This is a genomic window from Rahnella victoriana, assembly GCF_004330295.1.
Lineage (GTDB): Bacteria > Pseudomonadota > Gammaproteobacteria > Enterobacterales > Enterobacteriaceae > Rahnella > Rahnella victoriana.
This window is the reverse complement of the sequence record NZ_SJOJ01000030.1, coordinates 25,454-50,104: the sequence shown is the minus strand read 5'-3', so window position 1 is coordinate 50,104 and position 24,651 is coordinate 25,454. Positions and strand designations below refer to the sequence as shown.

Below are 24,651 nucleotides of genomic sequence, written 5' to 3'. Positions count from 1 at the left end.
GATAAATCCCACGGGCACATTTTCAGGGTTCAAAGGGAAGGAAAGCCGGATAATCTGCCACGCGTCCGCGATACGGACGCCTTTTCTAATGCAACTGGAATTGCTGTTTCAGCCGGGAAGGTTCCGCGTCGCTTTCAGGCAATGTGGCGCAGGTCGCCGTTAACGCATTGCTGCGGAAAGGGATCACCTGAATGCGCTCATCGAGGGAAACAATCTGGTAAAACTGCGGCAGGTTGAAGTTGATGAAGCTTGAGCCGTAGGTAAACCGGTCATGAGAAGACGAGTAGAAGCGGCTGACATCGCGCACCAGATCCTCTTTGCTGCCTTCACAATGGTGATAGACCTCGACGCGGTTCGATTCATCCAGAATATAGATGTTGAAACCAATGTCGTCCGCGCTGTCTTCGAAGAAGAACTGAATGATCCCTTCACTGGCATAGCCATCAATCACCGCCGGCAGATGCGCCTGATCGGTTTGCAATTTCACTGACAGACCATGCAGTTTGTTGTTGGAAATCGCACCGTAGAATTCGATCGCATTTTCCAGCTTTTGCACAGAAACGCTCAGGCGCTCGAAGAACAGCCCCCAGGTTTGTCCGGCTACGCGCACGGCCTTGAAACGGCCCGGCTCGAGACGCTTGCTCGACAGGCGCAGCTCAATGCATTCGGTCACAAGCTGCTGGATACGGGTACGGATCAGACCCCGTAAATGCTGGCTGTAGCAGAACACTTCCACCGATTCCGGCGGCGCGGCATCCTGATGCATTTTGCCCAGAATGGTTTTCAGTGCTTCCAGCACCGCCTGTTCACCGCTGAAATGCAGTGTACGCACTTCATTCCATGAGTTGCGATAGAGCAGGTCAATGCTGCCGACCATGCATTCCTGATTCTGCCCGAAGCTGAACACATCCAGTTTACGGAAATCAAAATGCACGACCTGATTACGGAAGGCTGCGGTCGGATCGTGTTCCAGATTGACGATAATCGCTAAGTGACGAATTTCGCACGGGCTGTACAACGCTTTTGGCGTCGGTGCCGCCAGACGCAACGGGAAGTGATGCGAGACATCCGCCACCAGTTCGCGCAGTTTGGCGATATCACACAAGCTGCCACTTTTAATATGCAGCCGCGTGGTGGAGGTCAGCAGACCATTGAAATAGGCCCAGGCCACCAGTTTGTTCAGGTAGCGGTTATATTCAAGCGGCTGATGGCTGACGATAGAATCCATCGACGGCGACTGGTTATACAGATACCAGCCGGTGCGGTTGGCACGGCCAATCGGTACATGAATAAAGGTTAAATCGCTTTCGGACAAATCAGGCGAAATCTGCGGGTTCACCAGCGTGACTTTGCCCGGCAGCGCTTCAAACGCGGCGTACAACTTACGGGTCAGCACGCCGATATCCTGCGGGCTGGCACTGACGCTTAAATTGTTGCGACGGGCAAAGCGGATCAGGTTGCGATAGCTTTGCATCATGGCATCAAGCAGTTCGTTATGCGCTTCGCGCACACGCTCGATTTTCCAGTTCGCCCGGTTATCCAGGATCGCCAGACGCTCTTCGTCCCATCCCCATTCAGCCACCAGCTGGCTGAGAATTTCACGACGCCAGCCGACCGACGCCCGTGCACGGGACAGTTTTTCGCACACTTTTAAATAGAAGCAACGGCGGACTAAATCAAGGCGGGTGGTGTCTTCAATCTGAGTGAGGTAGCGGGTCACGCGGTCGAGCATCATACAATAGGAATCAAGCCCGAAGCAGACGATCTCGCCCTGATGCAGACGTTGTTTGATATCCATCGCCAGCAATTGGGTTTGCGGGTATTCCCAGGAATAGGTTTCCAGCAGCAGCGTTTTCAGCACCGCTTTATAAGGCGAGTCGATGCTTTTATATAACTGCCACAGGCTCGCACCGAAATACTCTTCGGCGGACAGGGTACTGAGGCCACCGAGATCCAGCCATTCGTTCGGCGTCAGCGCGCCCTGCGCATACAGCGACAGCACATATTCATCGTAATGCGCTTCTTCTTCACCCGGCACCATATTCCACAGAATACGCTTACCGGCCAGACGCACGGCGGTACGGTAGAATTCGTCGAGCAATAAGATGTGCTGCGTTGAACCGCAGTCTTCACCGCCCAGACTGCCACTTTCATTATGGCGGAAGCGGTTTTCGTCGATCAGGAAGAAGCTGACTTCCACGCCCAGCGAGGCGGCCCATTTTTCCAGCAGGGTGCATTTTTGCTGTAAGCGGTTGCGTTCTTCGTTGTCGAGCCAGGACTGATGACAGACCCAGATATCCAGGTCGGAGCTTTGGCTCTGACCGATGGAGGATGTGCTGCCCATGGAATAGACGCCGGTGATCGGTAATTCACCTTTCACCAGAGGCTCAAGTGCGCTGCCCCATTTCTCTTCAAGGTCAGTCAGGTAGGTTTGTTGGGATTCATCAGGCGTGAAAACACAGATACCATGCGGAACCTTACCTTCAAGGTATCCCGGCATCAGAGGGTGATGTTGATGTAAAAAGACAGGAAGCAGCTGATAGACCTGTTGAAACGCAGGACCCATGGCAGCCAGCGCACGATCGACCCGTAACTGGTTGATCGCATCCAATCTTTGCTTCAATGTCTCGATGTAGAGGTACAAGACGTTTCGCCTGATTATACAGTGTCTGGAAAGAACCCCGTTCCAAATCCGTCATTTATGGTGATGCTTATGCTTTGAACAACCGTGATTGTGCAAATAGTTGACGAATAATTGCTGGAAACGTGATCAATTTAACACCTTGCTGTTTGACCGTAAAGAAAGTAACGCACCACAATTACTCTTCCGCTTCTCTGGATTTTACCGTCTGTTCCGAAACGGAACAAATCTCTTAGACTCCCGTTAACCTTCCTTGACGAATGGCTTCTTACGCTGACAGCTTTCTATTGTCAGTGGTAGGATGGTCACAGAGACAGTTAAACGGTAACAAACATGTTAGACAAAATCATTCGAATTGCCACCCGCCAGAGCCCTCTGGCTTTGTGGCAGGCACAATATGTTCAAAGCCAGCTGATGGCCTGTCACCCCGGTTTGCAGGTGGAACTGGTCCCAATGGTCACCAAGGGCGATATCATTTTAGATACCCCGCTGGCCAAAGTGGGCGGTAAAGGTTTGTTCGTCAAAGAGCTGGAACTGGCGATGCTTGATGGCCGTGCCGATATCGCCGTGCACTCGATGAAAGATGTGCCGGTGGAGTTCCCTGAAGGTCTGGGACTGGTCACTATTTGTGAGCGTGAAGACCCGCGTGATGCATTCGTCTCCGGTCAGTACGCCAGTCTCGCAGACTTACCGCAAGGCAGTATCGTCGGCACCTCGAGCCTGCGCCGTCAGTGCCAGTTGCGTCAGAAACGTCCGGATCTGGTGATCCGCGATCTGCGCGGCAACGTTGGCACCCGTCTGTCCAAACTCGATAATGGCGAATACGATGCCATTATTCTGGCTGTCGCTGGCCTGAAACGTCTGGGTCTGGAAAACCGCATTACCTGCGCGATGACGCCGGAAGAGTGTCTGCCCGCTGTCGGACAAGGTGCCGTAGGCATCGAATGCCGTCTCGACGATCATATCACCCGCGAGTTACTCGCCCCGCTGGCACACCGTGAAACCACATTACGTGTGCAGGCTGAACGCGCCATGAATATGCGCCTTGAAGGCGGCTGTCAGGTGCCGATTGGCAGTTATGCAGAACTGGAAGGCGACGAGCTGTGGTTGCGTGCGTTGGTCGGCGCACCGGACGGCAGCCTGATGGTATGCGGTGAACGCCGTGGTCCTTCCGCCAATGCGCACAGCATGGGTGTGGATCTGGCAGAAGAGCTGCTGGCCAACGGCGCGCGTGAAATTCTGCATGAGGTCTATCAGGGGAACGCCCCTAAATGACCATTCTGGTCACCCGCCCCTCTCCGGCAGGAGAAGCACTGGTCAGCCGGCTGCGTACTCTGGGTCGGGTCGCCTTCCATTCCCCGTTGATTGAATTTGCACCGGGGAACCAGCTCGCATCGCTGCCGAACCTGCTATCCTCATTAAATCAGCAGGATCTGGTGTTTGTGCTCTCGCAACACGCGGTGAATTACGCTGACCGCGCCTTGCGTCAGTCCGCGACACGCTGGCCGGACACGTTAAATTATTACGCGATCGGACGCACCACGGGCCTGCTTTTTCACCGGGCCAGCAGCCTGCCGGTTCTCTATCCTCAGGATGGCGAAACCAGCGAGACATTACTGAATCTTCCGTCATTGCAGCGCATTCAGGGCAAAAAAGCACTGATATTACGCGGTAATGGCGGACGCGAATTGCTGGCAGAGACACTGGCTGAACGCGGTGTGGAGGTGACCTACTGCGAATGTTACCAGCGCAGCCCGGTTTACTACGATGCCAGCGAACAAAGTGCCCAGTGGCAACGCGCCGGAATTGACACGCTGGTCGTCACCAGCGGAGAAATGCTGCAACAGCTGTACCAGTTAGTTCCTGAATACTACCGACATTCATGGTTACTGCGCTGTAACCTGGTGGTGGTCAGCGAACGTTTGGCAACCCTCGCCAGCCAGCTTGGCTGGAGCGCGATTCGGGTTGCTGAGAATGCAGACAATGATGCGCTGATCCGCGCATTACAATTACCTGACTAAGGGATGTGCCAAAATGACGGAACAAAAAAATCCTTCCGCACCGGATGAGAACGTTGTGATCTCCCCGGCGGTTGAGAGCCCCCAGCCAGACGCTTCCGACCGGGATCAGGAGCTGAAAACGTTGCGCAAAAAGCAGCGCACCGCACCGGTATTAGGTGCCATCGCCATTGTCCTGGTGATCGCACTGGGTGCAGGTCTTTACTATCACGGCCACCAGCAATCGCTGGCGCAGGCCGCTGCAGACCAGTCACTTTCTGAACAACTCGATGCACTGCAAAAAACCCAGCAACAGGACAAACAGCAAATCGCCGCCCTGCTTGCTCAGCAATCGAAAAGTCAGCAGGAAGCAGACCGGCAGCAGGCTTCACTCAGTCGCCAGCTGAACGAATTACAGGATAAAGTCGCCAGCATTTCCGGCAGCGATGCCAAAACCTGGTTACTGGCGCAGGCCGATTATCTGGTGAAACTGGCCGGTCGCAAATTATGGAGCGATCAGGATGTGACCACCGCTGCTGCGCTGCTGAAAAGTGCCGATGCCAGCCTGGCAGATATGAACGATCCGAGCCTGATTGACGTGCGTCGTGCGCTGAACGAAGACGTGGGCAGCCTTTCGGCTGTCACACAGGTCGATTTCGACGGCATCATCCTTAAGCTGAATCAGTTGTCGAATCAGGTGGATAACCTGCGTCTGGCCGACAATGATACGGATGATTCTCCGATGGATAATGACAGCTCCAGCCTCTCCGGTTCGCTGGCCGAATGGCGTCAGAACCTGACCAAAAGCTGGCACAACTTTATGGATGACTTCATCACCATCCGCCGCCGCGATTCCAGTGCCGAACCGCTGCTGGCACCGAATCAGGATGTGTATCTGCGCGAGAATATCCGCTCGCGTCTGCTGATCGCCGCGCAGGCCGTGCCGCGTCATCAGGATGAAGTGTATAAACAGTCGCTGGAAAGTGTCTCGACCTGGGTTCGCGCCTACTTCGATACGACCGATCCGTCGACCAAAGCCTTCCTTGAAGATCTGGATAATCTCAGCCAGCAGTCTGTTTCAATGGATGTGCCGGATGAGCTGAAAAGCCAGCCGATGCTGGAAAAACTGATGCAGACCCGCGTGCGTAACCTGCTTCAGCAGCCCGCCGCCGCCACGCAGGGGGAATAACGCATGTTACGAGTTTTCGTGTTATTCCTGATTGTCTTTGCCGGCATCATCGTCGGCCCGATACTGGCCGGACATCAGGGCTACGTCCTGATCCAGACCGACAATTACAACATCGAGACCAGCGTCACCGGTTTGGTCATCATGATGATCGTACTGATTCTGGTGCTGTTCTTCATTGAATGGATCCTGCGCCGCGTCATGCGTACCGGTGCTCGTACCCGTGGCTGGTTTGCCGGGCGTAAAAGCTCTAAAGCGCGTAAGCAAACGAACGCCGCGATGCTCAAACTGGCAGAAGGCGACCATCGTCAGATGGAAAAACTGCTGGCGCGCAATGCCGATCACGCAGAACAACCGGTGGTGAACTATTTACTGGCCGCAGAAGCGGCACAGCAGCGCGGCGATGATATCCGTACCAATCAGTATCTGGAACGTGCCGCAGAAATTGCGGATACCGATCAGATGCCGGTCGACATTACCCGTGTCCGTATTCAGCTGGCCCGTGGCGAAGTTCACGCCGCACGTCATGGCGTGGACCGGTTGCTGGGGCAGTCGCCACGCCATCCGGAAGTCTTACGTCTGGCGGAGCAGGCATATCTTCTGACCGGCGCGTACGGCTCGCTGCTGGAGATTTTACCGTCGATGGCGAAAGCCGATATTCATACCGACGATGAAATCCGTGTGCTGCAGGAGCAGGCTTATATCGGCATGATGAATCAGCTGATGGCGGAAGAAGGCAGCGAAGGCCTGAAACGCTGGTGGAAAGATCAGAGCCGTAAAACCCGTCATGAAGTGGCGTTGCAGGTGGCGATGGCGACGCATCTGATTGAATGCAACGATCAGGATCTGGCGCAGGAAGTGATCCTCGACGGACTCAAACGCCAGTATGACGATCGTCTGGTGGCACTGATGCCGAAACTGCGTTCGGGTAATCCTGAACAACTGGAAAAAACGCTGCGTCAGCTGATCAAACAGAATGGCACAACGCCGCTGCTGAGCAGCACGCTGGGTCAGTTACTGATGAAGCACGGTGAATGGCAGCAGGCAAGCGATGCGTTCCGTGAGGCGCTGAAACAACGCCCTGACGCCTATGATTATGCCTGGCTGGCTGATGCGCTGGATAAACTGCACAAACCGGCTGAAGCGGCGGAGATGCGCCGTGAAGGGCTGATGCTGACGCTGAATAATTCACAGCAACCGTAAGAAAATTGCTGTCTGCGAAAGGCTCCTTCGGGAGCCTTTTTTATGTCATCAATACGTATACCCTAAATCATTTGAGTTGCAGAAAGGCGGCTAACGCAGCAATCCCGATGAGCTGACTTAAGTCAGTGATTCGGGTGACTCAGAGCAGCCAGCACCTCTGCAGCTCAAAGGATGACGGGTATGGGCAAAAAAAAACACCTGCCGGTTATGCAGGTGTATAAAACAATCAGGTCCAGGACAACAGATTTAGTGCCTCACTCAACGTTTTGCCTTCTGGATGATAGCGCATCAGCGTTATCGGTCAGGATGACAATAGGCACTGTAAATTGGCTCTGCATCATTCCCAGGTTTATGAAGCCGGAGCAAACATAATAGGTGGAATGAGCATCTACGGCGGGAATATTGCAGGAGACGTGCCACTATGGCAATACCCGCTGAAAAATATTTAATCTCGTTGATTATAAAGGGTTTTATTTTACGCTGCAGAGATAACTCTTTTGGCTGACCGCTTTTATCCCTCTCCTGCCCCCGGCGATCTGTCGTCTGTAAACGACATCAGAACTGTCAGCTCAATTAACACATGATTTTCAAAGAGATAAATGTCTCCCGTCAGAGACAAAAGAAAACGGGGATGTCGCGGATAAACAACAAAAGCAGGGAGAGAGAAAATGAAAGGTTTACTACAGACGAAAAAAAACCTGCTTTAAAAAGCAGGTTTCTTAGAATGTGGTCGGCGAGAGAGGATTCGAACCTCCGACCCACTGGTCCCAAACCAGTTGCGCTACCAAGCTGCGCTACTCGCCGATGTCGTGCATCTTACTACTTTCTGACGCTAACTGCATCATTTAAATGTATTTTGTGTGTGGTGCGAAGGGAGGGACTCGAACCCTCACATCCGAAGGACACTAACACCTGAAGCTAGCGCGTCTACCAATTCCGCCACCATCGCATGTCACAATCACAAAACCATTTTTAGAGTGGGGTGGCTAATGGGACTCGAACCCACGACAACTGGAATCACAATCCAGGGCTCTACCAACTGAGCTATAGCCACCATATCTCTAACTAACGTGAACTGTCTGACTTCAACATTCCACCGCAACTCTAGCGCATACTAAATGGTGCGCCCGACAGGATTCGAACCTGAGACCTCTGCCTCCGGAGGGCAGCGCTCTATCCAGCTGAGCTACGGGCGCTTAGCGCCGTTGCGGGTGGGGATACTACGGTTTTAACGTCTGGCTGTCTAGTGCTTTTTATCAGAAATATTGCGTTTGATTACGCTTTATCCAATACGCATTAAAAGTAAGCGTCTTGCCTTCCCCACCCATGACTTACGACGTTATTTTGCTTTTTCTGCCGTCTGCGCGGCACGCTTGTGCATGCCGAGGCCGAAGTATATCAGCGACACCGCCGCGATGAAAATACCGCCTACCAGCAAAGAAACCCGCGTATCCGGATTAATCGCCATACCGACCAGCACGCACGCCAGGAAAATCAGCGTCAGATAGTTGGTATAAGGAAAGAGAATCGATTTGAACGGATGGTTTTTCAGTTTCTCTTTATGTGCATCGCGGAAACGCAGCTGGCTGATCAGCACCACAAACCACGGCACCATGCCCGGCAGGACACTGGCACTGTAGACATACACAAACACCTTTTCAGGATTCGGGATGATGTAGTTCAGGCACGAACCGACCAGCAGACACAAAATGGTGATCGCAATACCGTACACCGGCACACCGCTTTTCGACACATTGCTTAACAACGCGGGCAACTGACGGTTTTGCGACAGCGCATACAACATGCGTCCGCAGCTGTACATGCCGCTGTTGCAGCCGGAGAGAGCAGCGGTCAGCACCACAAAGTTAATAATACCGGCCGCTGAAGCAATACCAATCTTCGCGAAGGTCAGCACAAACGGACTGCCGTGAGTGCCCATTTCGTTCCACGGGAAGATAGTGATGATAACGAAAATCGCACCGACGTAGAAAATCAGGATACGCCAGAGAATGTTGTTGATTGCACGTTTGAGCGTCACCTGCGGGTTCTTCGCTTCACCGGCGGTGATCCCCACCAGTTCCACGCCCTGATAGGACGCCACGACAATACACAGCGCAAACAGGAAACCCTTCCAGCCGCCGGCAAAGAAGCCACCGTGCGCGGTCAGATTGGCAAAGCCGACGGCTTCACCGTGGTTGCCAAAGCCGAAGAAGATGACGGCCAGCCCGACCACGATCATCACAATGATGGTGGTGATTTTGATCAGCGCGAACCAGAACTCCATTTCGCCATACAGTTTCACCGCGGCAAGGTTGGCCGCGGCGACAATGGCGACGGCGGCCAGTGCGGGGATCCACTGTGGCAACTCGGGGAACCAGTATTGTGCATAGACGCCGATGGCGGTGATTTCTGAAATCCCCACCGCTATCCACATAAACCAGTAACTCCATGCGGTGAGATAGCCGTAATACGGCCCCAGATATTTATGGGCATAGACAGCAAACGAACCGGCTACCGGCTCCAGATGCAGCATCTCACCCATAGAACGCATGATAAAGAAGACGAACACCCCGGCCAGAATATAGGCCAGCAAGACCGACGGCCCCGCCCATTTCAGGGTACTCGCCGCGCCCATAAACAATCCGACACCAATGGTGCCGCCCAGTGCTATCAGCTCGATGTGCCTTGCCTCAAGCCCCCGGTGTAGCCCACCCTTTTCTTCTTGATTCGCCATAAATCCTCAATTTCTCGTGTTTGCATTTGCCTTCCGGAATGACCGGAATGTTATTTTTATTGTGATATTCCCCCGCTGAAGGCGGAAAAACGGCGTTATGGTTCCGCATTTCAGGATGAGTTGCAAACCACAATGAAGAAAGATACGCATTGCCAGACAAGACGGGATGCAAACGGCGGTAACGCGCGAAATGAAATGAGAGGTACAACGCCGCGCTTAAAATCCCGCGCGGCGCAAGTTTTACAGGCGACCGGTGTAGTAATAGCGAACGAATTTGAGCAGCTTAAGCTGACGGCGCAAACGGCTCGGTTGTAAAATCAGGCGGTAGAACCATTCCAGCCCCATTTTTTGCCAGATTTTTGGCGCGCGTTTCACATGGCCGGTGAAGACATCATAAGTTCCGCCAATCCCCATATAGAGGGCGTCGGGATGCACAAGGCGGCAATCGCGCATCAGGATTTCCTGCTTTGGCGAGCCCATCGCCACCGTCACAATGGCAGCGCCGCTGCTTTTCACCCGTTCGAATAACGCCTCACGCTGATCCGGCGGGAAATAGCCGTTCTGACTGCCAACAATATTGACGTTCCACTGCGCGCGCAGTTTCGCTTCCGTCTGCGCCAGCACATCCGCTTTGCCGCCGATCAGAAAGACCGGCGTGCCTTCGCGGCCTGCGCGCTGCATCAGCCCTTCCCAGAGATCGGCACCGGCAATGCGCGAAATCCTGGCCTGCGGGTATTTACGGCGGATGGCCCGCACGATGCTGATCCCGTCGGCATATTTATATTCCGCCTGACTGATCAGCGCGTTCATTTCCGGGTTGCTTTCGACGGTCAGCAGTTTTTCGGCATTCATCGCCACCAGTGCGCCGGTTTTGACCTGATGACCGGCAAAAAGATAATCGAGAAAATGGGCCATACTGCGAAAGCCCCAAAGGCGTATTCCACGAATATCGTATTGTGGAACGTTATTCTCCTGATTCATTCATTGTCCTTACGGCCAGAGGCTCCATGAGGTTTTTTCCGGCCGGCATTTTGGCACGGATCAGCCCGGCAGCGTCAAACATCCAGTACAGTAATTTTGCGGCGACCAGACAGGCACCGAAAACAACACAGAAAAAGACCACCCGCGAGAAGAAGGAATCCACACCTTCGCGGGCAAGCACGATCATATTGAACACCGCACCAAAGCAGAAACTTTGCAGGATGGCCGCTTTGTAGGGGTTGGTGTCCGCCTTGCCTTTTTCGTACAACCAGTCGAACCATTTAATGATCATCCCGACCGCCACCGCGCCCAGCGGAATAAACCACACGCCGCCCATGACCACCAGCGAACCGATCAGCGTCGGCGATATCGCCAGCCCGGAATGGTTATCCAGCACGTCCCAGGTGAAATAGTTGGCTGAGTTGAGCACGATGCCCGGCCGGTCATGCCATAGCCAGGTCGGAATAAAGACATAGAAATCGCGGACGATAGGCGCCAGCCCCTGGAAGCTGATTTTGTCGTAATTTTGCAGCAGCAGCCCCAGATTTTCCCACGGTGAGAAGGTGTCACGCGTCAGATACAGGAAGGTATAAAACGCCTCCGGGCCGCTGACGTTCAGGCCGTAGCGTTTCAGCGCCAGCCAGAACATGCCGACGATACCGAGCACGCCCGCCGCCGCCAGCATCCACAAACTGATCCAGCCACGGACAATGCCGATAAACAAAAACAGCGCGAAGGCGATGATGATGTTCGCCCGTGTACCGCCGACGATAATGTAAGTCAGCAAACCAAACGCGACGGTGCTGACCAGGAAAAACAGCCAGCGGCGCGGATCGGGTTTGAGAAAGAACACCACCAGCATCGCCGGAAGGAAGAAGTAGAAGAAACGTTTGAGCGCCACGCCGGACACATCACTGGAAAATATCTGGCTGTAGGATTTGAGCTTAAACAGCAGAAAACCGTTATGCATAAAGAAGATGGAAACGGTAACAATGGCAATCAGCGCCAGCATTATCCAGGTCAGATGGGTTTCCACGCGGTTCATGGTAAACAGCGGACGTGACGGCCCCTCACGCTTTGCCCTGAGCCGCGTTTTGTAGCTGACGTAATAAATGGCGTAGAAACAGGTGGCGGCCAGCATGGCCTGCAACAGGTTTTCCACCGGCACGACCTGGACATCAAACTGGAAAACCAGCAGACAGGTCAGCGGGAAGCCAAAGTAAAACGTCAGCAGATAGAGCAGTGAAAACAAGACGTTGAAGTTAAAACGCACACGGCGAAATTCTTTATACGTCAGGGTCAGGATGAACAGCAGCGAGAAGCCGTAAACCACAGACAGGCCGCCAAGCTGGGCCAGTGTCATGATGTTTCTCCCGCCGCCAGCAGCAACGCCTGTTGCCAGCCCGCGATGTAATTCGGATTAAAGAACGCAATGTTGTGGCGATCAGTATGCAGTAACTGACGACGCGCTTCCGCCACGGTTCTGGCATCCAGCGCATCACCGTAAAACAGCACCGGAAGATGCTGCTCGGCCAGATCCTGCCAGAACGGATTCTGACGGCTGACCACAAACGGCACGCCGAACTGGATCAGCAAACACTGTGTGCCGATACCCTGCTGGCGGTCAAAGATAAAATAGCCCAGCGAGCAACGGCGCAACACATCAAGGTAATCCGCAAAAGGCATTGAACCGGTGATCAGTTCAATGTTTTCGGGCGCAAACCACTTCAGCGCCTCAGTGCGCACCTGTTCGATATAACCGTCATTATTGGCCGGATACCCCATCGGAATAATCACCCGGATATCCGCGCCAAACTGCTGATGCAGCGAACGCAGTGCTTCACTATGACGGTTACTGCGATCGCCGGAATTACCGACCAGCACGGTCATGGGCCCTTCCGGTTCCGCTTGTTCGGCTGAAAGCGTCAGCGCCGGATCCATCCGCGTCGGGAAATAGAGCAACGACGACGGCACACGCGGGTGTCGCTGATGGAAATGAATCAGGTCGCCACGGGTGGCGAATACGTGACCGATCCGCCCCTGCGCCAGCCGCCGTAAAAGATAGAACAGGCGGAATTTCAGGCTTCCGGCAGATTCATAAAGATCGGCACCCCAGATATGCCAGCTGGCCTGCTGCGATTTGATTTTACCGGTCAGCAGGGCAATCCACAGGGTCGGGTTAAATTGCCCGTGGAAGAAAAAGTGATGGGTGCGATCCTGCGCACGGGCAATCACCGCGTCCGCCAGCGATTTTTTATCCGGATAAACCCGGATGTCCAGACGCGTAAATTCGGCAAAGGCCGACGCATCCGCTGCCGCCACCATAAAATGATAAATCAGCTTTTCAGGCGCGCATTCGGCCAGAACATCATTAAAAAAGCGCAGCACGGTGACATTATGGTGGGGAATGTCAGATCCCAAAACGTGAATCAGCGTTGTCATGCTCGTCTACGATAAATAACAAATACGGTGCAGCACAGGGCGAAATAAACGACATAGGTCGCCATATAGGCCTGCGCTGCGCCCAGAGAACCCCGTATCGGGATCAACCAGTGTGAGAATCCGGTCAGTAACGCGAACTGGCTGATTTCAGTCAGCACGTAAAAACGCAGAGAAGCTCTGGCGATCACCAGATACCCAAATACATACGAGCCGACTTTCAGAACGTCGCCGACCAGCTGCCAGGCGAACAGGTCACGCATCGCCACAAACTGAGAAGAAAACAGCAGCCAGATGGCGAAATCCCGCAACAGCCAGACCGTAAAACTGACGGCTGCCACGGCGGGCAATACGAACTTCAGCGATTTGACGATTTCGCGCGTCACGTCTTTTTTGTCGGTCAGGCGCGATAAAGTCGGCAATAAATACACGCTGAACGAGGCGGTGATAAATTGCAGATAGGCATCAGAAATGCTGCTGACTCCCTGCCAGATCCCCACGTCTTTCCAGCTGTAATGCGCCGCCAGCAGATTTCGCATCATCACATACGCCACCGGTAAGGTGACGGAGGTGATCAGCGCCATCAACGTGAATTTTCCCAGATGGCTGGCAATAAAACGATCCCAGCCCGGTTTCAGATACGCCAGCGGGAAGGATTTTCGCCGCCACAGCATTGCCCCGGCAGGCACCATGACCAGCGCAGGCACCAGTGCCAGACCGGCCAGCGCGCCTTCGTAGCCACCCAGTTTGAAACACAACAAATAGGCCAGTAAACCGATCAGACTGCCACCGATCACTGCCAGGGCGTTGCCCATGGCATCGCGGTAACCTTTTAGGATGGCCTGAAAATAGTTGGCGCAGGCAATACCCATCTGAATAAACGCCACGGCACGGACAACGGCCTGATAACGATCGTGCCCGAATAATCCGACGCTGATCGGGGCGGCCGCTATCAGAAACACCGCCGCCAGCAACGCCGAAAAACCTAAAATCAGCGACGACGACGTGCCCAGCACGGCGTTTAGCCGGGCGGGATCCCGGTGATGTTCAGCCACATATTTGGTGATACCGTTGAAAATACCGGCACCGGACAGCACGCCCAGGACGGTCACCAGCTGACGGAAATTCCCCGCCTGCCCGACGCCATCCGGCCCGAACGTCACCGCCAGCAATTTTACCACCAGCAGTCCGGCACCGATTTTAATCAGCGTGGAACCGGCGGTCCAGACTGACGCTTTTGCCAGCGACATATCAGGCGAAATATTGCAGCATGGCCGCGATCACCGCGCGCTGCGTGTCATCGGTCATGTTATAGAACAAAGGCAGGCGCACCAGACGCTCGCTCTCTTTTGTCGTGAAGCGATCGACGCCCGCAAAACGACCAAATTCTTCGCCCGCCGGACAGGCATGCAGCGGGATGTAATGGAATACGGTCAGGATATCCGCCGCTTTCATATGGCGGATGAACGCATCACGATCTTCAATATCATTCAGGCGCACATAGAACATGTGGGCGTTTTGCACGCAATCTTGCGGGACAGAAGGCAACTGCACGCGCCCCGCGTCGGCCAGATCCTGCAACGCCTCATAATACTCATTCCAGATGGCCAGACGGCGCTGGTTAATTTTCTCAGCGGCGTCGAGATTTCCCCACAGATACGCGGCCTGCAAATCGGACATCAGATAGCTGGAACCAATGTCGCGCCAGGTGTATTTATCCACCTGACCACGGAAGAACTGGCTGCGGTTGGTGCCTTTTTCGCGAATAATTTCCGCACGGTCAATCAGCTTCGCGTCGTTAATCAGCGTCGCGCCGCCTTCACCGCCTGCGGTGTAATTCTTGGTTTCGTGAAAACTGAAGCAGCCAATATGCCCGATCGTGCCCAGCGCTTTGCCTTTGTAAGTCGACATCACGCCCTGCGCGGCGTCTTCCACCACAAACAGGCGATACTTGTCGGCCAGCGCCATAATGGTGTCCATCTCACAGGCCACGCCCGCGTAATGCACCGGGACAATCACTTTGGTTTTGTCGGTGATGGCGGCTTCTATCAGGGTTTCATCGATGTTCATGGTGTCCGGGCGGACATCCACAAAGACGATTTTTGCCCGGCGTAACACAAACGCGTTGGCGGTCGAGACAAAGGTGAAACTTGGCATGATCACTTCGTCGCCGGGCTGGATATCCAGCAATAACGCGGCCATTTCCAGCGATGCCGTACAGGAAGGCGTCAGCAAAACTTTCGGACAGTTAAAGCGCGTTTCGAACCATTGCTGGCAACGCAGGGTAAATCCGCCGTCACCGCATAATTTGCCGCTGCTCATCGCCTCGCGCATGAAATCAAGTTCAGTACCTGCCACCGGTGGCGCGTTAAAAGGGATCATCGTTTCACCTGTACAACCAATATGCCGTGCCGGTGACGGTGCCACCGCTGGCGAGATAAAGATTTAAGGCCGCGAGGTTGCTGGTTTGCGTGGCGACATATAAACGCGACACGCCCTGTTCAGCAGACCATTTTTTCGCAGCCGCCATTAATTTTTTGCCCGCTCCCCGTCCCTGACATTCAGGCCGGACGGCAAGCAGACCAATACGCGCTTCGCCATCGGGCAGCGTTCGCAGCGTCACAAAACCCAGACTGTTGCCCTGCTCATCATCAACCCACAGGCAAAGATGGTCGAACGTGCCTGATACGGCTTTCTCCGCCCACGTCGCATAAAAGCGGCCGCTGTCTTCGGGCTGATACCAGGGCGAGCGAAAACGGCTGAAGCGAAATGCCTGACGGGCAATCGCGGCCACCTCGGGCATATCCTCCGGAACCGCGAGGCGTCCCGCCGGTAGCCCGAGATCGGAAGGCCCGATCCGCACACAAACGTCCGTCTCGCCCTCTGCCAGCCGGAAACCCAGCGCAGAAAGTGCGTCCAGTGTGTCTGTCTCACCGGCATCCACTTTCGCCTGCACCAGCGCATACTGATCCAGCCTCTGCGGCGTGATTTCCGGCGCAGAAGCATCCGGCGTCAGGCGGGCGCTTTTAAGCTGAAAGAAATCGCTCTCCCAGCCCAGCGGCTCAATATTGCCGTGGACGCGCATGGAGCAAATCCAGTAAATACTGCCCGTAACCCGTTTTTGCCAACGTCCGGGCGGCGCGTTTTACGCCTTCATCGTCTAACCAGCCATTACGCCAGCCAATCTCTTCCAGACAGGCAATTTTGAAGCCCTGACGTTTTTCAACGGTCTGCACGAACGAGCTGGCTTCGATCAGACTGTCATGGGTGCCGGTATCCAGCCAGGCGAAGCCACGGCCCAGTAACTCGACCGACAGTTCGCCGCTTTCGAGGTACATCTGGTTGATGGAGGTAATTTCGAGTTCGCCGCGTGAGGAAGGTTTAACCTGTTTGGCGAAATCCACCACCTGATTGTCATAGAAATACAAACCGGTGACGGCCCATTTGGATTTCGGATGCGCTGGTTTTTCTTCAATAGATAAAGCCCGGAAATCGTCATCGAACTCCACAACGCCAAAACGCTCAGGATCCATCACCTGATAACCAAAGACGGTTGCGCCTTTATCACGGGCAGCGACCGAGCGCAGTTTCGGGCTGAAACCCTGACCAAAGAAGATATTGTCGCCCAGCACCAGACAAGTCGGCTGACCATCAATAAATTCTTCGCCAATCAGGAAAGCTTGTGCCAGGCCATCCGGGCTTGGCTGCTCGGCATACGTCAGCCTGATACCAAATTCTTCCCCATTGCCCAGCAGACGCTGGAAGAAAGGTTTATCTTCCGGCGTAGTGATAATCAGAATATCGCGGATACCTGCCAGCATCAGCACAGATAACGGGTAATAAATCATCGGCTTGTCATAAATCGGCAACAGCTGTTTCGACATGCCACGCGTGATCGGGTGCAACCGGGTGCCAGAGCCACCGGCCAAAATAATGCCTTTCATCGCTTATCCTCCGTTGAACCTTGCAGAGTAAACATCAGTCCTTCAGACCCAGACGTTCACCACGGTAGCCGCCGTCCTGAACGCGCTGCCACCAGGTTTGATTATTCAGATACCACATCACCGTTTTACGTAAACCCGTTTCGAAGGTTTCTGCCGGTTTCCATCCCAGTTCACGCTCAATTTTGCCTGCATCAATCGCGTAACGGAGATCGTGCCCCGGCCGGTCTTTAACGAATGTGATTAAATCGCGGTAATGCGCAAGGTGACCGGGCTTCTGCGGCACCAGTTCTTCCAGCAGTTCACAAATGCCCCTGACGACCTCAATATTTTTACGCTCGTTATGACCACCGATATTGTAGGTTTCGCCCACGCCACCTTCCGTCACAACCTGATATAACGCGCGCGCATGATCTTCAACATAAAGCCAGTCGCGGATCTGTCCGCCATCGCCATACACCGGCAGAGGTTTACCGGCTAATGCATTGAGGATCACCAGCGGGATCAATTTTTCAGGAAAATGGTACGGGCCGTAATTGTTGGAGCAATTGGTCACCAATGTCGGCAGCCCGTAGGTGCGTAGCCACGCCCTCACCAGATGATCGCTGGCCGCTTTAGACGCAGAGTAAGGGCTGCTTGGTGCATAAGCCGTTGTTTCGGTGAACTGTGCATCGGTTGCTTCCAGATCGCCAAACACTTCATCCGTAGAAATATGGTGGAAACGGAATGCCTGCCGCGCGGGTTCCGGCAGGGTCTGCCAGTACTGACGAGCCGCTTCCAGCAACTGATAAGTGCCTACCACATTCGTTTCGATAAAGGCCGCCGGACCGTCAATAGAGCGGTCGACATGACTTTCAGCCGCCAGATGCATCACGGCATCAGGCTGATGGCGGGAGAAAACAGCATCCAGCGCCGGCCGATCATTAATATCCACCTGTTCAAAGGCATAACGGGGATCGTCTGAGACTTCCGCTAATGAATCGAGGTTTCCGGCGTAAGTCAGTTTATCGACAACGATAACCTTATCCGCTGTGCTCTGAATGATATGTCTGACGACCGCAGAGCCAATAAAGCCTGCTCCGCCGGTGACCAGTATTTTTTTCAACGCCATACCCCTTTGGTATCCACAATCCATGATTGCTCAATGTGATCGGCAGGGATCGCTTTGAACGACTGATGATCGACCAGCATCACCAGCAGATCGGCCTCTTTCAGCGCATCATCAAGCGTATGCAGGGTGACTTTACCGTTCAGGGAGGCTGGCAGTTGCTGAACATTAGGCTCAACGGCCCAGGTTTCCCCGGCGTGCCAGTCCGCAATAAGGTGTGTGACTTCGACTGCCGGGCTTTCGCGCAGGTCATCGATATTCGGTTTAAACGCCAGACCAAAACAGGCGATTTTGATCTCGGCGGCACGTTTGCCGGTTGTCGTGAGGCAATCGGCGAGCGCCGCTTTCACGCGATCCACCACCCAGTGTGGTTTACTGTCATTCACTTCACGCGCGGTGCGGATAATCCGCGCCAGCTCAGGGTTTTGCGCCACAATAAACCACGGATCAACCGCGATGCAGTGACCGCCCACGCCCGGTCCAGGCTGCAAAATGTTCACACGCGGATGACGGTTTGCCAGACGGATCAGCTCCCAGACATTGATTCCCTGCGCATCACAAATCAGTGACAGTTCATTGGCAAAAGCAATGTTGACGTCGCGGAAGCTGTTTTCGGTCAGCTTGCACATTTCAGCAGTACGGGAGTTGGTGATGACACATTCACCCTTGAGGAAAATGTTGTATAACTCGCTGGCACGTTGCGAACACAGTGGTGTCATGCCGCCGATCACGCGGTCATTTTTAATCAGCTCAACCATCACCTGCCCCGGTAAAACACGCTCCGGGCAATACGCGATATTGACATCAGCCTGTTCGCCAGCCTGTTGCGGGAAGCGCAGATCAGGGCGCGCTTCGGCCAGCCATGCGGCCATTTGCTCCGTTGCGCCGACCGGCGATGTCGATTCCAGAATGATCAGATCGCCTTTCTTAAGCACTGGCGCGACGGAACGCGCTGCGGACTCAACGAATTTCATGTCCGGCAGGTGATCGCCCATAAACGGCGTCGGGACGGCGATCAGAAAAGCATCGGCAGGTTCAGGACGGGTCACTGCATGCAAAAAACCCGCGTCCACGGCCTGCTTCACCAGCAGGTCGAGATCGGGTTCAACGATATGGATCGCGCCACGGTTAATGGTGTCAACCGCGTGCTGGCTGATGTCCACGCCGACCACTTTTTTCTGGCGAGATGCAAAAGCCGCGGCAGTCGGCAGACCGATGTAACCCAGCCCGATGACAGAAATAGTATTAAAACTCATTGTGCTACCCAATGATTTTTCAGTGCGTCAAGAATATGGCGACAGGCATCCCCGTCGCCGTAAGGATTGTGCGCCCGGCTCATGCTGTTGTATTCATCTTCATTGTTCAGCAGTCGGTTGACTTCCTCGACGATTGTCGCGGGATCGGTTCCCACCAGCCGGACAGTTCCCGCATCAACGGCTTCCGGCCGCTCCGTGGTTTCCCGCATGACCAGCACAGGTTTGCCCAGCGAGGGCGCTTCTTCCTGCACCCCGCCGGAATCCGTCAGGATCAGACAGGCTTTATCCATCAGATACACAAACGGCAGGTAATCCTGCGGGTCGATCAGAATAATATTATCAATGCCTTGCAGAATACGGTTTACCGGTTCGCTGACGTTCGGATTGAGATGCACCGGATACACAATCTGTACGTCCGGATGCTGGCGGGCAATTTCTGCCAGCGCCGAGCAAATCCGTTCAAATCCACCGCCAAAGCTTTCGCGACGATGGCCGGTCACTAAAATCAGTTTTTTAGCCGCATCAAGGAAGGGATAGTTTTCAGCCAGTTGCTGCGCCAGTGAAGTGTCATTTTTGACGCGGTCACGCACCCAGAGCAACGCATCAATCACCGTATTCCCGGTGACAAAAATGCCGTCAGCAGAAATGCCTTCCCGCTGTAAATTGGTCCGGGCATTTTCGGTGGGCGCAAAGTGCCACTTTGCCAGATGGCCGGTCAAGACACGGTTGCCCTCTTCCGGCCATGGCGAGGACAGATCGCCGGTACGCAAACCCGCTTCAACGTGCCCGACCGGGATCTGATGATAAAAGGCTGCCAGACTGGCCGATAAGGTGGTGGTCGTATCACCATGCACCAGCACCACGTCGGGTCTGAATTCGTCTAAAACAGGCTTCAGGCCGGTCAGGATCCGGCTGGTGATTTCTGTCAGCCCCTGCCCCGGTTTCATGATATTGAGATCATAATCCGGGGTGATTTCAAAGAGCCTCAAGACCTGATCGAGCATTTCACGGTGTTGTGCCGTGACACACACCCGGGATTCAAAGGCCGCATCCTGCGACAACGCATGCACCAGCGGCGCCATTTTAATGGCCTCCGGACGGGTGCCGAAAATCGTCAACACTTTCACAATGTGTTTCTCTTGTTTTTACGGCGGGTCAGCGCAACGCCTGCACCGGTTAAACCGCCGACAATGCCCCACATGATCATCAGCAAGGCCCGGCGCGGACTGTCGCGTTTCACCGGCTCTTCAGGGGTTCTGAGATAACGGTAAGTCTGGAATTTCGCCGTCAGTGTCGGGCCGACATTCAGTGTCGACAGCATCGCCCGGTTCTGATCGTAATCCAGATCATACCCCGGCCCGGAAGCCTGCAATAATTCTAACCGCGCTTTCAGCATCGGCGTTCCCAGCAGGAACATGTCGGAATCAGGCAGTTCTTCGGCAGGCGTGTCCGTCACGCTTTTAGTGATATTTTGTTGCTGAGCAATCTTCAGCGCCTGCTCAGTGTTGTTCATTGTACGTTTGAAAATAGTCTGCGCGACTTCTTCCTGACGCTTCACCTGCGCTTTCATGGACTGCGTACGCGCCGCCCATGCGCCTTCCAGCTCGTCATATAAATGCTGTGCGGCACGGGCGCTGGCGAAATTCACATACTGGCGCAACAGTTTATTGGCATCCGGGGCGTTTTCAGCGGTCAGTTTGACAATATCATTGGGTACTTTCGCGTCGTCACGGGCGGTGAACTGAATGTCGTTAATCAGCTCATCCAGCAACACTGCATCCGCGCGGGGATCATTTTCCTGACGCTGTTTGTAATACGGGCTCTGCATCCAGAAGTCACGACGGGTATCGTAGGCAGCCAGTTGCATGACAAATTCATTGTACGCTTCCTCAGAGATGGGCGGACGGTTGTTGTCGGACTGCGGCGCATTACGTATATCTAAATTGCGCAGGAACTGTGCCTGAGAGAAATAGGACGACAGGTTATTCACGGTAGGACGATCGGTGATCGCCGTGGAACTCCACTCCTGTTTCATCAGGTAAGTCGACCCAAGCGCCACTAAAGCAAACAGTATTGCCAGACCTGCGATCCAGAATTTCCCTTTCCATAAGGTGCAACACAGGCCACGGATATCAAGTTCATTCTCGATGGTATGTTCGTTCTGGTTTCTTATCATTTCTGGTTTATCCACAGCCAGTTTGCCCCTGCATAAAAGAGAGAAAGATTAACAAACGGTCGAGCGACGAAAGCGTCTTTTTATCCGTTTAATAAACCGCGCAACACGCCAGGCGCGTTTTATGCAAACCCCGTAAAGCAGGAATGCGAAGAAGAACAGGATAAGCATGACCCACTCAGGCACAAAGGAAAGATGCTCACCAATAACACCGATAGCAGCCAGTATCGCCGCTGATAAGGTGATCAAAACAAAGGCCTGACGGGGAGTAAAACCGGCGCGCATGATCAGATGATGAATATGCTGACGATCGGCCGAAAACGGGCTCATGCCCTTACGCAGACGACGGTACATGATAGCAATCATGTCCATCAGGGGGATCGCAATCAGCCAGAGTGCGGTCACCGGATTCATCGGATGTGACTCGCCTTGCGTGCTTTGCAACAAGATCCAGATGACTGTGAAACCTATCAATGTGCTGCCCGCATCCCCCATAAAGACTTTATAACGCGGCCCCAGAATCCCCAGGTTCAGCAAGATATACGGCAAGGTGGCGGCAATCATGGCGAAGCACCACAACGCAAGTTCCATGTGCCCGCTGTCATACATCACGATACCCATCGCGCCAAAACTGACGCAAGACAGGCCGCCAAGCAGGCCATCGATACCATCCACCATATTAAAGGCGTTTATCGCGGCCCAGACAGCAAACAGGGTAAAGAGATAACCAAACGGCCCCAGCAGCATTTCCCACGGGCCGATAATATGCCCGAGATTGCGCAAGGTAAGATTGGCACAACTCATCATCGCAACAGCCACACCGGCCTGCACCAGAGCACGAATTTTGACACTGATATCGTAGCGGTCATCCAGCGCACCGACAAATACCAGCAACCCGGCGCACAGCAGATACAGCGAAGAGTGAGGAATGCGGTAATCCGTGATCAAAAAGGTAAAGCAGATCCCTGCGTACACAGAAATGCCGCCGACCAGTGGGATCATCCCCTGGTGACGCTTGCGGTAATTGGGCTTATCGACCAGACCGATGATATTCGCCATCTTCCTGGCGACGAATAAAAACAGGAATGAAAACAGGAAAACGAAGACGAGTTCAGTACTCATATTGAGTAAATTCACAGTTAAGAGATCTCTGCAAAAATAAGGTGCGTGGATTTGAGAGCAAAAAAGTTTTTAACTTCATAGCCTTGCAACACATCCTATGGTGACAGTTATGGTTTTGTCTCAGGCAATACCTTATCTGTTGCCCTATTGCCGGGCAATTTGCCGACACGATAGAGAAAGGGCAATGGAAAAACCATCAGCTATTATCCGAATAACCTGATGATCTCGCCAAAGTAGCGTTATGGTAGCTACCAAAAGCAAAAAACGCCACGACTGTGCGTGGCGTTTGTCTGACTTTTACACCAAATTACGAACGTTTCATCATGTCGAAGAAGTCGTCATTGGTCTTGGTCATAGCAAGCTTGTTGATGAGGAATTCCATCGCATCAATCTCACCCATCGGGTGAATAATTTTGCGCAGGATCCACATTTTTTGCAGCTCTTCGGACGTGGTCAACAGCTCTTCCTTACGGGTACCAGAGCGGTTGTAGTCGATCGCAGGGAAAACACGTTTTTCAGCGATTTTACGCGCCAGGTGTAATTCCATGTTGCCGGTACCTTTAAATTCTTCATAGATAACTTCATCCATTTTAGAACCGGTATCGACCAGTGCGGTCGCGATGATGGTCAGGCTGCCGCCCTCTTCCACGTTACGTGCTGCACCGAAGAAACGTTTCGGACGGTGCAAGGCGTTGGCGTCGACACCACCGGTCAGGACTTTACCGGACGCAGGCACCACGGTGTTGTAGGCACGCGCCAGACGGGTAATGGAGTCCAGCAAAATGATCACGTCTTTCTTGTGCTCAACCAGACGTTTCGCCTTCTCGATCACCATTTCGGCGACCTGAACGTGACGGGATGCCGGTTCGTCAAAGGTGGAAGCGATCACTTCACCTTTCACCAGACGCTGCATCTCGGTCACTTCTTCCGGACGTTCGTCGATCAGCAGAACCATCAGTACGCAATCAGGATGGTTGTACGCAATGCTGGTCGCGATATTTTGCAGCAGCATCGTTTTACCGGCTTTCGGCGGAGCCACAATCAGACCACGTTGGCCGCGACCGATTGGGGAGGCCAGATCCAGTACGCGAGCGGTCAAATCTTCTGTTGAACCGTTACCACGTTCCATACGCAGACGTGAATTTGCATGCAGAGGGGTTAAGTTTTCGAACAGGATTTTGCTGCGGGCGTTTTCTGGTTTGTCGTAGTTAACTTCGTTAACTTTCAACAGGGCAAAATAACGTTCACCTTCTTTAGGTGGGCGGATTTTACCGGAAATAGTGTCGCCAGTGCGAAGGTTGAAGCGGCGGATTTGGCTTGGAGATACGTAGATGTCGTCGGGGCCTGCGAGGTAGGAACTGTCTCCGGAGCGGAGGAAACCAAATCCATCCTGCAATATCTCCAGTACGCCATCACCGAAGATGTCTTCTCCGCTTTTCGCATGCTGCTTCAATATTGAAAAGATAATGTCTTGCTTGCGCATGCGGGCCTGGTTTTCCAGTCCCATATTTTCGCCGAGTGCAATCAGGTCAGAGACCGGCGTATTCTTTAATTCGGTAAGATTCATAATGGTGGGTTCTTAAACTCGGGGTATGTCTCGAACATCTGTCGTGAATGGGTATGGCAGGGTCATCCATGCCTGTTTATTGTATGACACTTAAATAACAGCCCGAAAATCCAGCCGCAGGTAGTCGCTCGCGGGCGATTCTTGAGGGGCAGTGCTGATATTGAAGGTGTCTTAAAGCCGATTTTGTTAAAACCGTTAGATGGTCAAGCACAGTGCCAGTTCAATTTAATTATTATTCAAAGAAACTATCAGGCAGATGTTTTTGACACAACAGAGTAAAACGTAAGAATCAAACTACAGGTA

The 24,651-nt window shown here is 53.6% G+C and carries 19 protein-coding genes and 4 tRNA genes; 4 read left to right on the top strand and 19 right to left on the bottom strand.

Annotated elements, in window-relative coordinates:
- Positions 1-85: 85 nt before the first annotated feature.
- On the bottom strand, positions 86-2,644 hold the full coding sequence (locus EYY67_RS20825; protein ID WP_119822786.1) for a class I adenylate cyclase: 2,559 nt from the start codon (positions 2,642-2,644) through the stop codon (positions 86-88).
- Positions 2,645-2,974: 330 nt separating this feature from the next.
- Between EYY67_RS20825 and hemC the strand changes: the two genes are divergently transcribed.
- The 4 genes from hemC to hemY are packed head-to-tail and all read left to right on the top strand — an operon-like array spanning position 2,975 to position 7,027.
- Positions 2,975-3,916 (top strand): hydroxymethylbilane synthase, encoded by a 942-nt coding sequence (hemC, locus tag EYY67_RS20820; RefSeq protein ID WP_119822787.1) that lies wholly within the window; start codon positions 2,975-2,977, stop codon positions 3,914-3,916.
- Entirely contained in the window at positions 3,913-4,662 is a 750-nt protein-coding gene (gene hemD, locus EYY67_RS20815) for a uroporphyrinogen-III synthase (RefSeq protein ID WP_095924194.1), read from the top strand. The genes hemC and hemD overlap by 4 nt, the downstream gene beginning before the upstream one ends.
- Before the next feature lie 13 nt (positions 4,663-4,675).
- The gene (hemX, locus tag EYY67_RS20810; protein ID WP_095924193.1) at positions 4,676-5,827 is read left to right on the top strand and encodes a uroporphyrinogen-III C-methyltransferase; all 1,152 of its coding nucleotides are present in this window, start codon (positions 4,676-4,678) and stop codon (positions 5,825-5,827) included.
- Positions 5,828-5,830: 3 nt separating this feature from the next.
- On the top strand, positions 5,831-7,027 hold the full coding sequence (gene hemY / locus EYY67_RS20805; RefSeq protein ID WP_119822789.1) for a protoheme IX biogenesis protein HemY: 1,197 nt from the start codon (positions 5,831-5,833) through the stop codon (positions 7,025-7,027).
- Between the two features lie 727 nt (positions 7,028-7,754).
- Here hemY and EYY67_RS20800 read toward each other — a convergent pair.
- From EYY67_RS20800 to rho, 18 genes are all read right to left on the bottom strand, one after another.
- Positions 7,755-7,831 (bottom strand) — tRNA-Pro (locus tag EYY67_RS20800).
- Between the two features lie 59 nt (positions 7,832-7,890).
- Positions 7,891-7,976: transfer RNA gene (locus EYY67_RS20795), tRNA-Leu, on the bottom strand.
- Positions 7,977-8,005: 29 nt separating this feature from the next.
- Positions 8,006-8,081, bottom strand: a tRNA-His gene (locus EYY67_RS20790).
- 65 nt (positions 8,082-8,146) lie between these two features.
- Positions 8,147-8,223: transfer RNA gene (locus EYY67_RS20785), tRNA-Arg, on the bottom strand.
- Positions 8,224-8,366: 143 nt separating this feature from the next.
- Complete coding sequence (gene thrP / locus EYY67_RS20780) at positions 8,367-9,761, bottom strand: bifunctional threonine/serine APC transporter ThrP (RefSeq protein WP_095924191.1); 1,395 nt, start codon at positions 9,759-9,761, stop codon at positions 8,367-8,369.
- Positions 9,762-10,001: 240 nt separating this feature from the next.
- Positions 10,002-10,742, bottom strand: a complete 741-nt coding sequence (gene wecG / locus EYY67_RS20775; RefSeq protein WP_095924190.1) for a lipopolysaccharide N-acetylmannosaminouronosyltransferase — start codon at positions 10,740-10,742, stop codon at positions 10,002-10,004.
- Positions 10,726-12,105: an ECA oligosaccharide polymerase gene (gene wzyE / locus EYY67_RS20770; RefSeq protein ID WP_095924189.1), complete on the bottom strand. Its 1,380-nt coding sequence runs from the start codon at positions 12,103-12,105 to the stop codon at positions 10,726-10,728. The genes wecG and wzyE overlap by 17 nt, the downstream gene beginning before the upstream one ends.
- Positions 12,102-13,184, bottom strand: a complete 1,083-nt coding sequence (locus EYY67_RS20765) for a TDP-N-acetylfucosamine:lipid II N-acetylfucosaminyltransferase (protein WP_131694300.1) — start codon at positions 13,182-13,184, stop codon at positions 12,102-12,104. The genes wzyE and EYY67_RS20765 overlap by 4 nt, the downstream gene beginning before the upstream one ends.
- Positions 13,181-14,431: a lipid III flippase WzxE gene (gene wzxE / locus EYY67_RS20760; protein WP_131694299.1), complete on the bottom strand. Its 1,251-nt coding sequence runs from the start codon at positions 14,429-14,431 to the stop codon at positions 13,181-13,183. The genes EYY67_RS20765 and wzxE overlap by 4 nt, the downstream gene beginning before the upstream one ends.
- A gap of 1 nt (position 14,432) precedes the next feature.
- Positions 14,433-15,563 (bottom strand): dTDP-4-amino-4,6-dideoxygalactose transaminase, encoded by a 1,131-nt coding sequence (gene rffA / locus EYY67_RS20755; protein WP_131694298.1) that lies wholly within the window; start codon positions 15,561-15,563, stop codon positions 14,433-14,435.
- Between the two features lie 4 nt (positions 15,564-15,567).
- Positions 15,568-16,266, bottom strand: coding sequence for a dTDP-4-amino-4,6-dideoxy-D-galactose acyltransferase (gene rffC / locus EYY67_RS20750; RefSeq protein WP_131694297.1), 699 nt, complete (start codon positions 16,264-16,266; stop codon positions 15,568-15,570).
- The gene (gene rfbA / locus EYY67_RS20745) at positions 16,244-17,125 is read right to left on the bottom strand and encodes a glucose-1-phosphate thymidylyltransferase RfbA (protein WP_095924184.1); all 882 of its coding nucleotides are present in this window, start codon (positions 17,123-17,125) and stop codon (positions 16,244-16,246) included. Before rfbA ends, rffC begins: the two co-directional genes overlap by 23 nt.
- 34 nt (positions 17,126-17,159) lie before the next feature.
- On the bottom strand, positions 17,160-18,233 hold the full coding sequence (gene rffG / locus EYY67_RS20740) for a dTDP-glucose 4,6-dehydratase (protein ID WP_207391109.1): 1,074 nt from the start codon (positions 18,231-18,233) through the stop codon (positions 17,160-17,162).
- Complete coding sequence (gene wecC / locus EYY67_RS20735) at positions 18,224-19,486, bottom strand: UDP-N-acetyl-D-mannosamine dehydrogenase (protein WP_095924183.1); 1,263 nt, start codon at positions 19,484-19,486, stop codon at positions 18,224-18,226. The genes rffG and wecC overlap by 10 nt, the downstream gene beginning before the upstream one ends.
- A complete protein-coding gene (gene wecB, locus EYY67_RS20730) occupies positions 19,483-20,613 on the bottom strand; it encodes a non-hydrolyzing UDP-N-acetylglucosamine 2-epimerase (protein ID WP_095924182.1) in 1,131 nt (376 codons plus the stop codon). The genes wecC and wecB overlap by 4 nt, the downstream gene beginning before the upstream one ends.
- On the bottom strand, positions 20,610-21,662 hold the full coding sequence (wzzE, locus tag EYY67_RS20725) for an ECA polysaccharide chain length modulation protein (RefSeq protein ID WP_095925245.1): 1,053 nt from the start codon (positions 21,660-21,662) through the stop codon (positions 20,610-20,612). Before wzzE ends, wecB begins: the two co-directional genes overlap by 4 nt.
- 48 nt (positions 21,663-21,710) lie before the next feature.
- Complete coding sequence (wecA, locus tag EYY67_RS20720) at positions 21,711-22,796, bottom strand: UDP-N-acetylglucosamine--undecaprenyl-phosphate N-acetylglucosaminephosphotransferase (RefSeq protein WP_095924181.1); 1,086 nt, start codon at positions 22,794-22,796, stop codon at positions 21,711-21,713.
- 292 nt (positions 22,797-23,088) lie between these two features.
- Positions 23,089-24,348: a transcription termination factor Rho gene (gene rho, locus EYY67_RS20715; RefSeq protein ID WP_013577536.1), complete on the bottom strand. Its 1,260-nt coding sequence runs from the start codon at positions 24,346-24,348 to the stop codon at positions 23,089-23,091.
- Between the last annotated feature and the right edge of the window lie 303 nt (positions 24,349-24,651).

Coding starts and splice junctions, on each gene's coding strand:
- hemC (WP_119822787.1), top strand. CDS start 2,975: ATGTTAGACAAAATCATTCGAATTGCCACCCGCCAGAGCCCTCTGGCT.
- hemD (WP_095924194.1), top strand. CDS start 3,913: ATGACCATTCTGGTCACCCGCCCCTCTCCGGCAGGAGAAGCACTGGTC.
- hemX (WP_095924193.1), top strand. CDS start 4,676: ATGACGGAACAAAAAAATCCTTCCGCACCGGATGAGAACGTTGTGATC.
- hemY (WP_119822789.1), top strand. CDS start 5,831: ATGTTACGAGTTTTCGTGTTATTCCTGATTGTCTTTGCCGGCATCATC.
- thrP (WP_095924191.1), bottom strand. CDS start 9,761: ATGGCGAATCAAGAAGAAAAGGGTGGGCTACACCGGGGGCTTGAGGCA.
- wecG (WP_095924190.1), bottom strand. CDS start 10,742: ATGAATCAGGAGAATAACGTTCCACAATACGATATTCGTGGAATACGC.
- wzyE (WP_095924189.1), bottom strand. CDS start 12,105: ATGACACTGGCCCAGCTTGGCGGCCTGTCTGTGGTTTACGGCTTCTCG.
- EYY67_RS20765 (WP_131694300.1), bottom strand. CDS start 13,184: ATGACAACGCTGATTCACGTTTTGGGATCTGACATTCCCCACCATAAT.
- wzxE (WP_131694299.1), bottom strand. CDS start 14,431: ATGTCGCTGGCAAAAGCGTCAGTCTGGACCGCCGGTTCCACGCTGATT.
- rffA (WP_131694298.1), bottom strand. CDS start 15,563: ATGATCCCTTTTAACGCGCCACCGGTGGCAGGTACTGAACTTGATTTC.
- rffC (WP_131694297.1), bottom strand. CDS start 16,266: ATGCGCGTCCACGGCAATATTGAGCCGCTGGGCTGGGAGAGCGATTTC.
- rfbA (WP_095924184.1), bottom strand. CDS start 17,125: ATGAAAGGCATTATTTTGGCCGGTGGCTCTGGCACCCGGTTGCACCCG.
- rffG (WP_207391109.1), bottom strand. CDS start 18,233: ATGGCGTTGAAAAAAATACTGGTCACCGGCGGAGCAGGCTTTATTGGC.
- wecC (WP_095924183.1), bottom strand. CDS start 19,486: ATGAGTTTTAATACTATTTCTGTCATCGGGCTGGGTTACATCGGTCTG.
- wzzE (WP_095925245.1), bottom strand. CDS start 21,662: ATGATAAGAAACCAGAACGAACATACCATCGAGAATGAACTTGATATC.
- rho (WP_013577536.1), bottom strand. CDS start 24,348: ATGAATCTTACCGAATTAAAGAATACGCCGGTCTCTGACCTGATTGCA.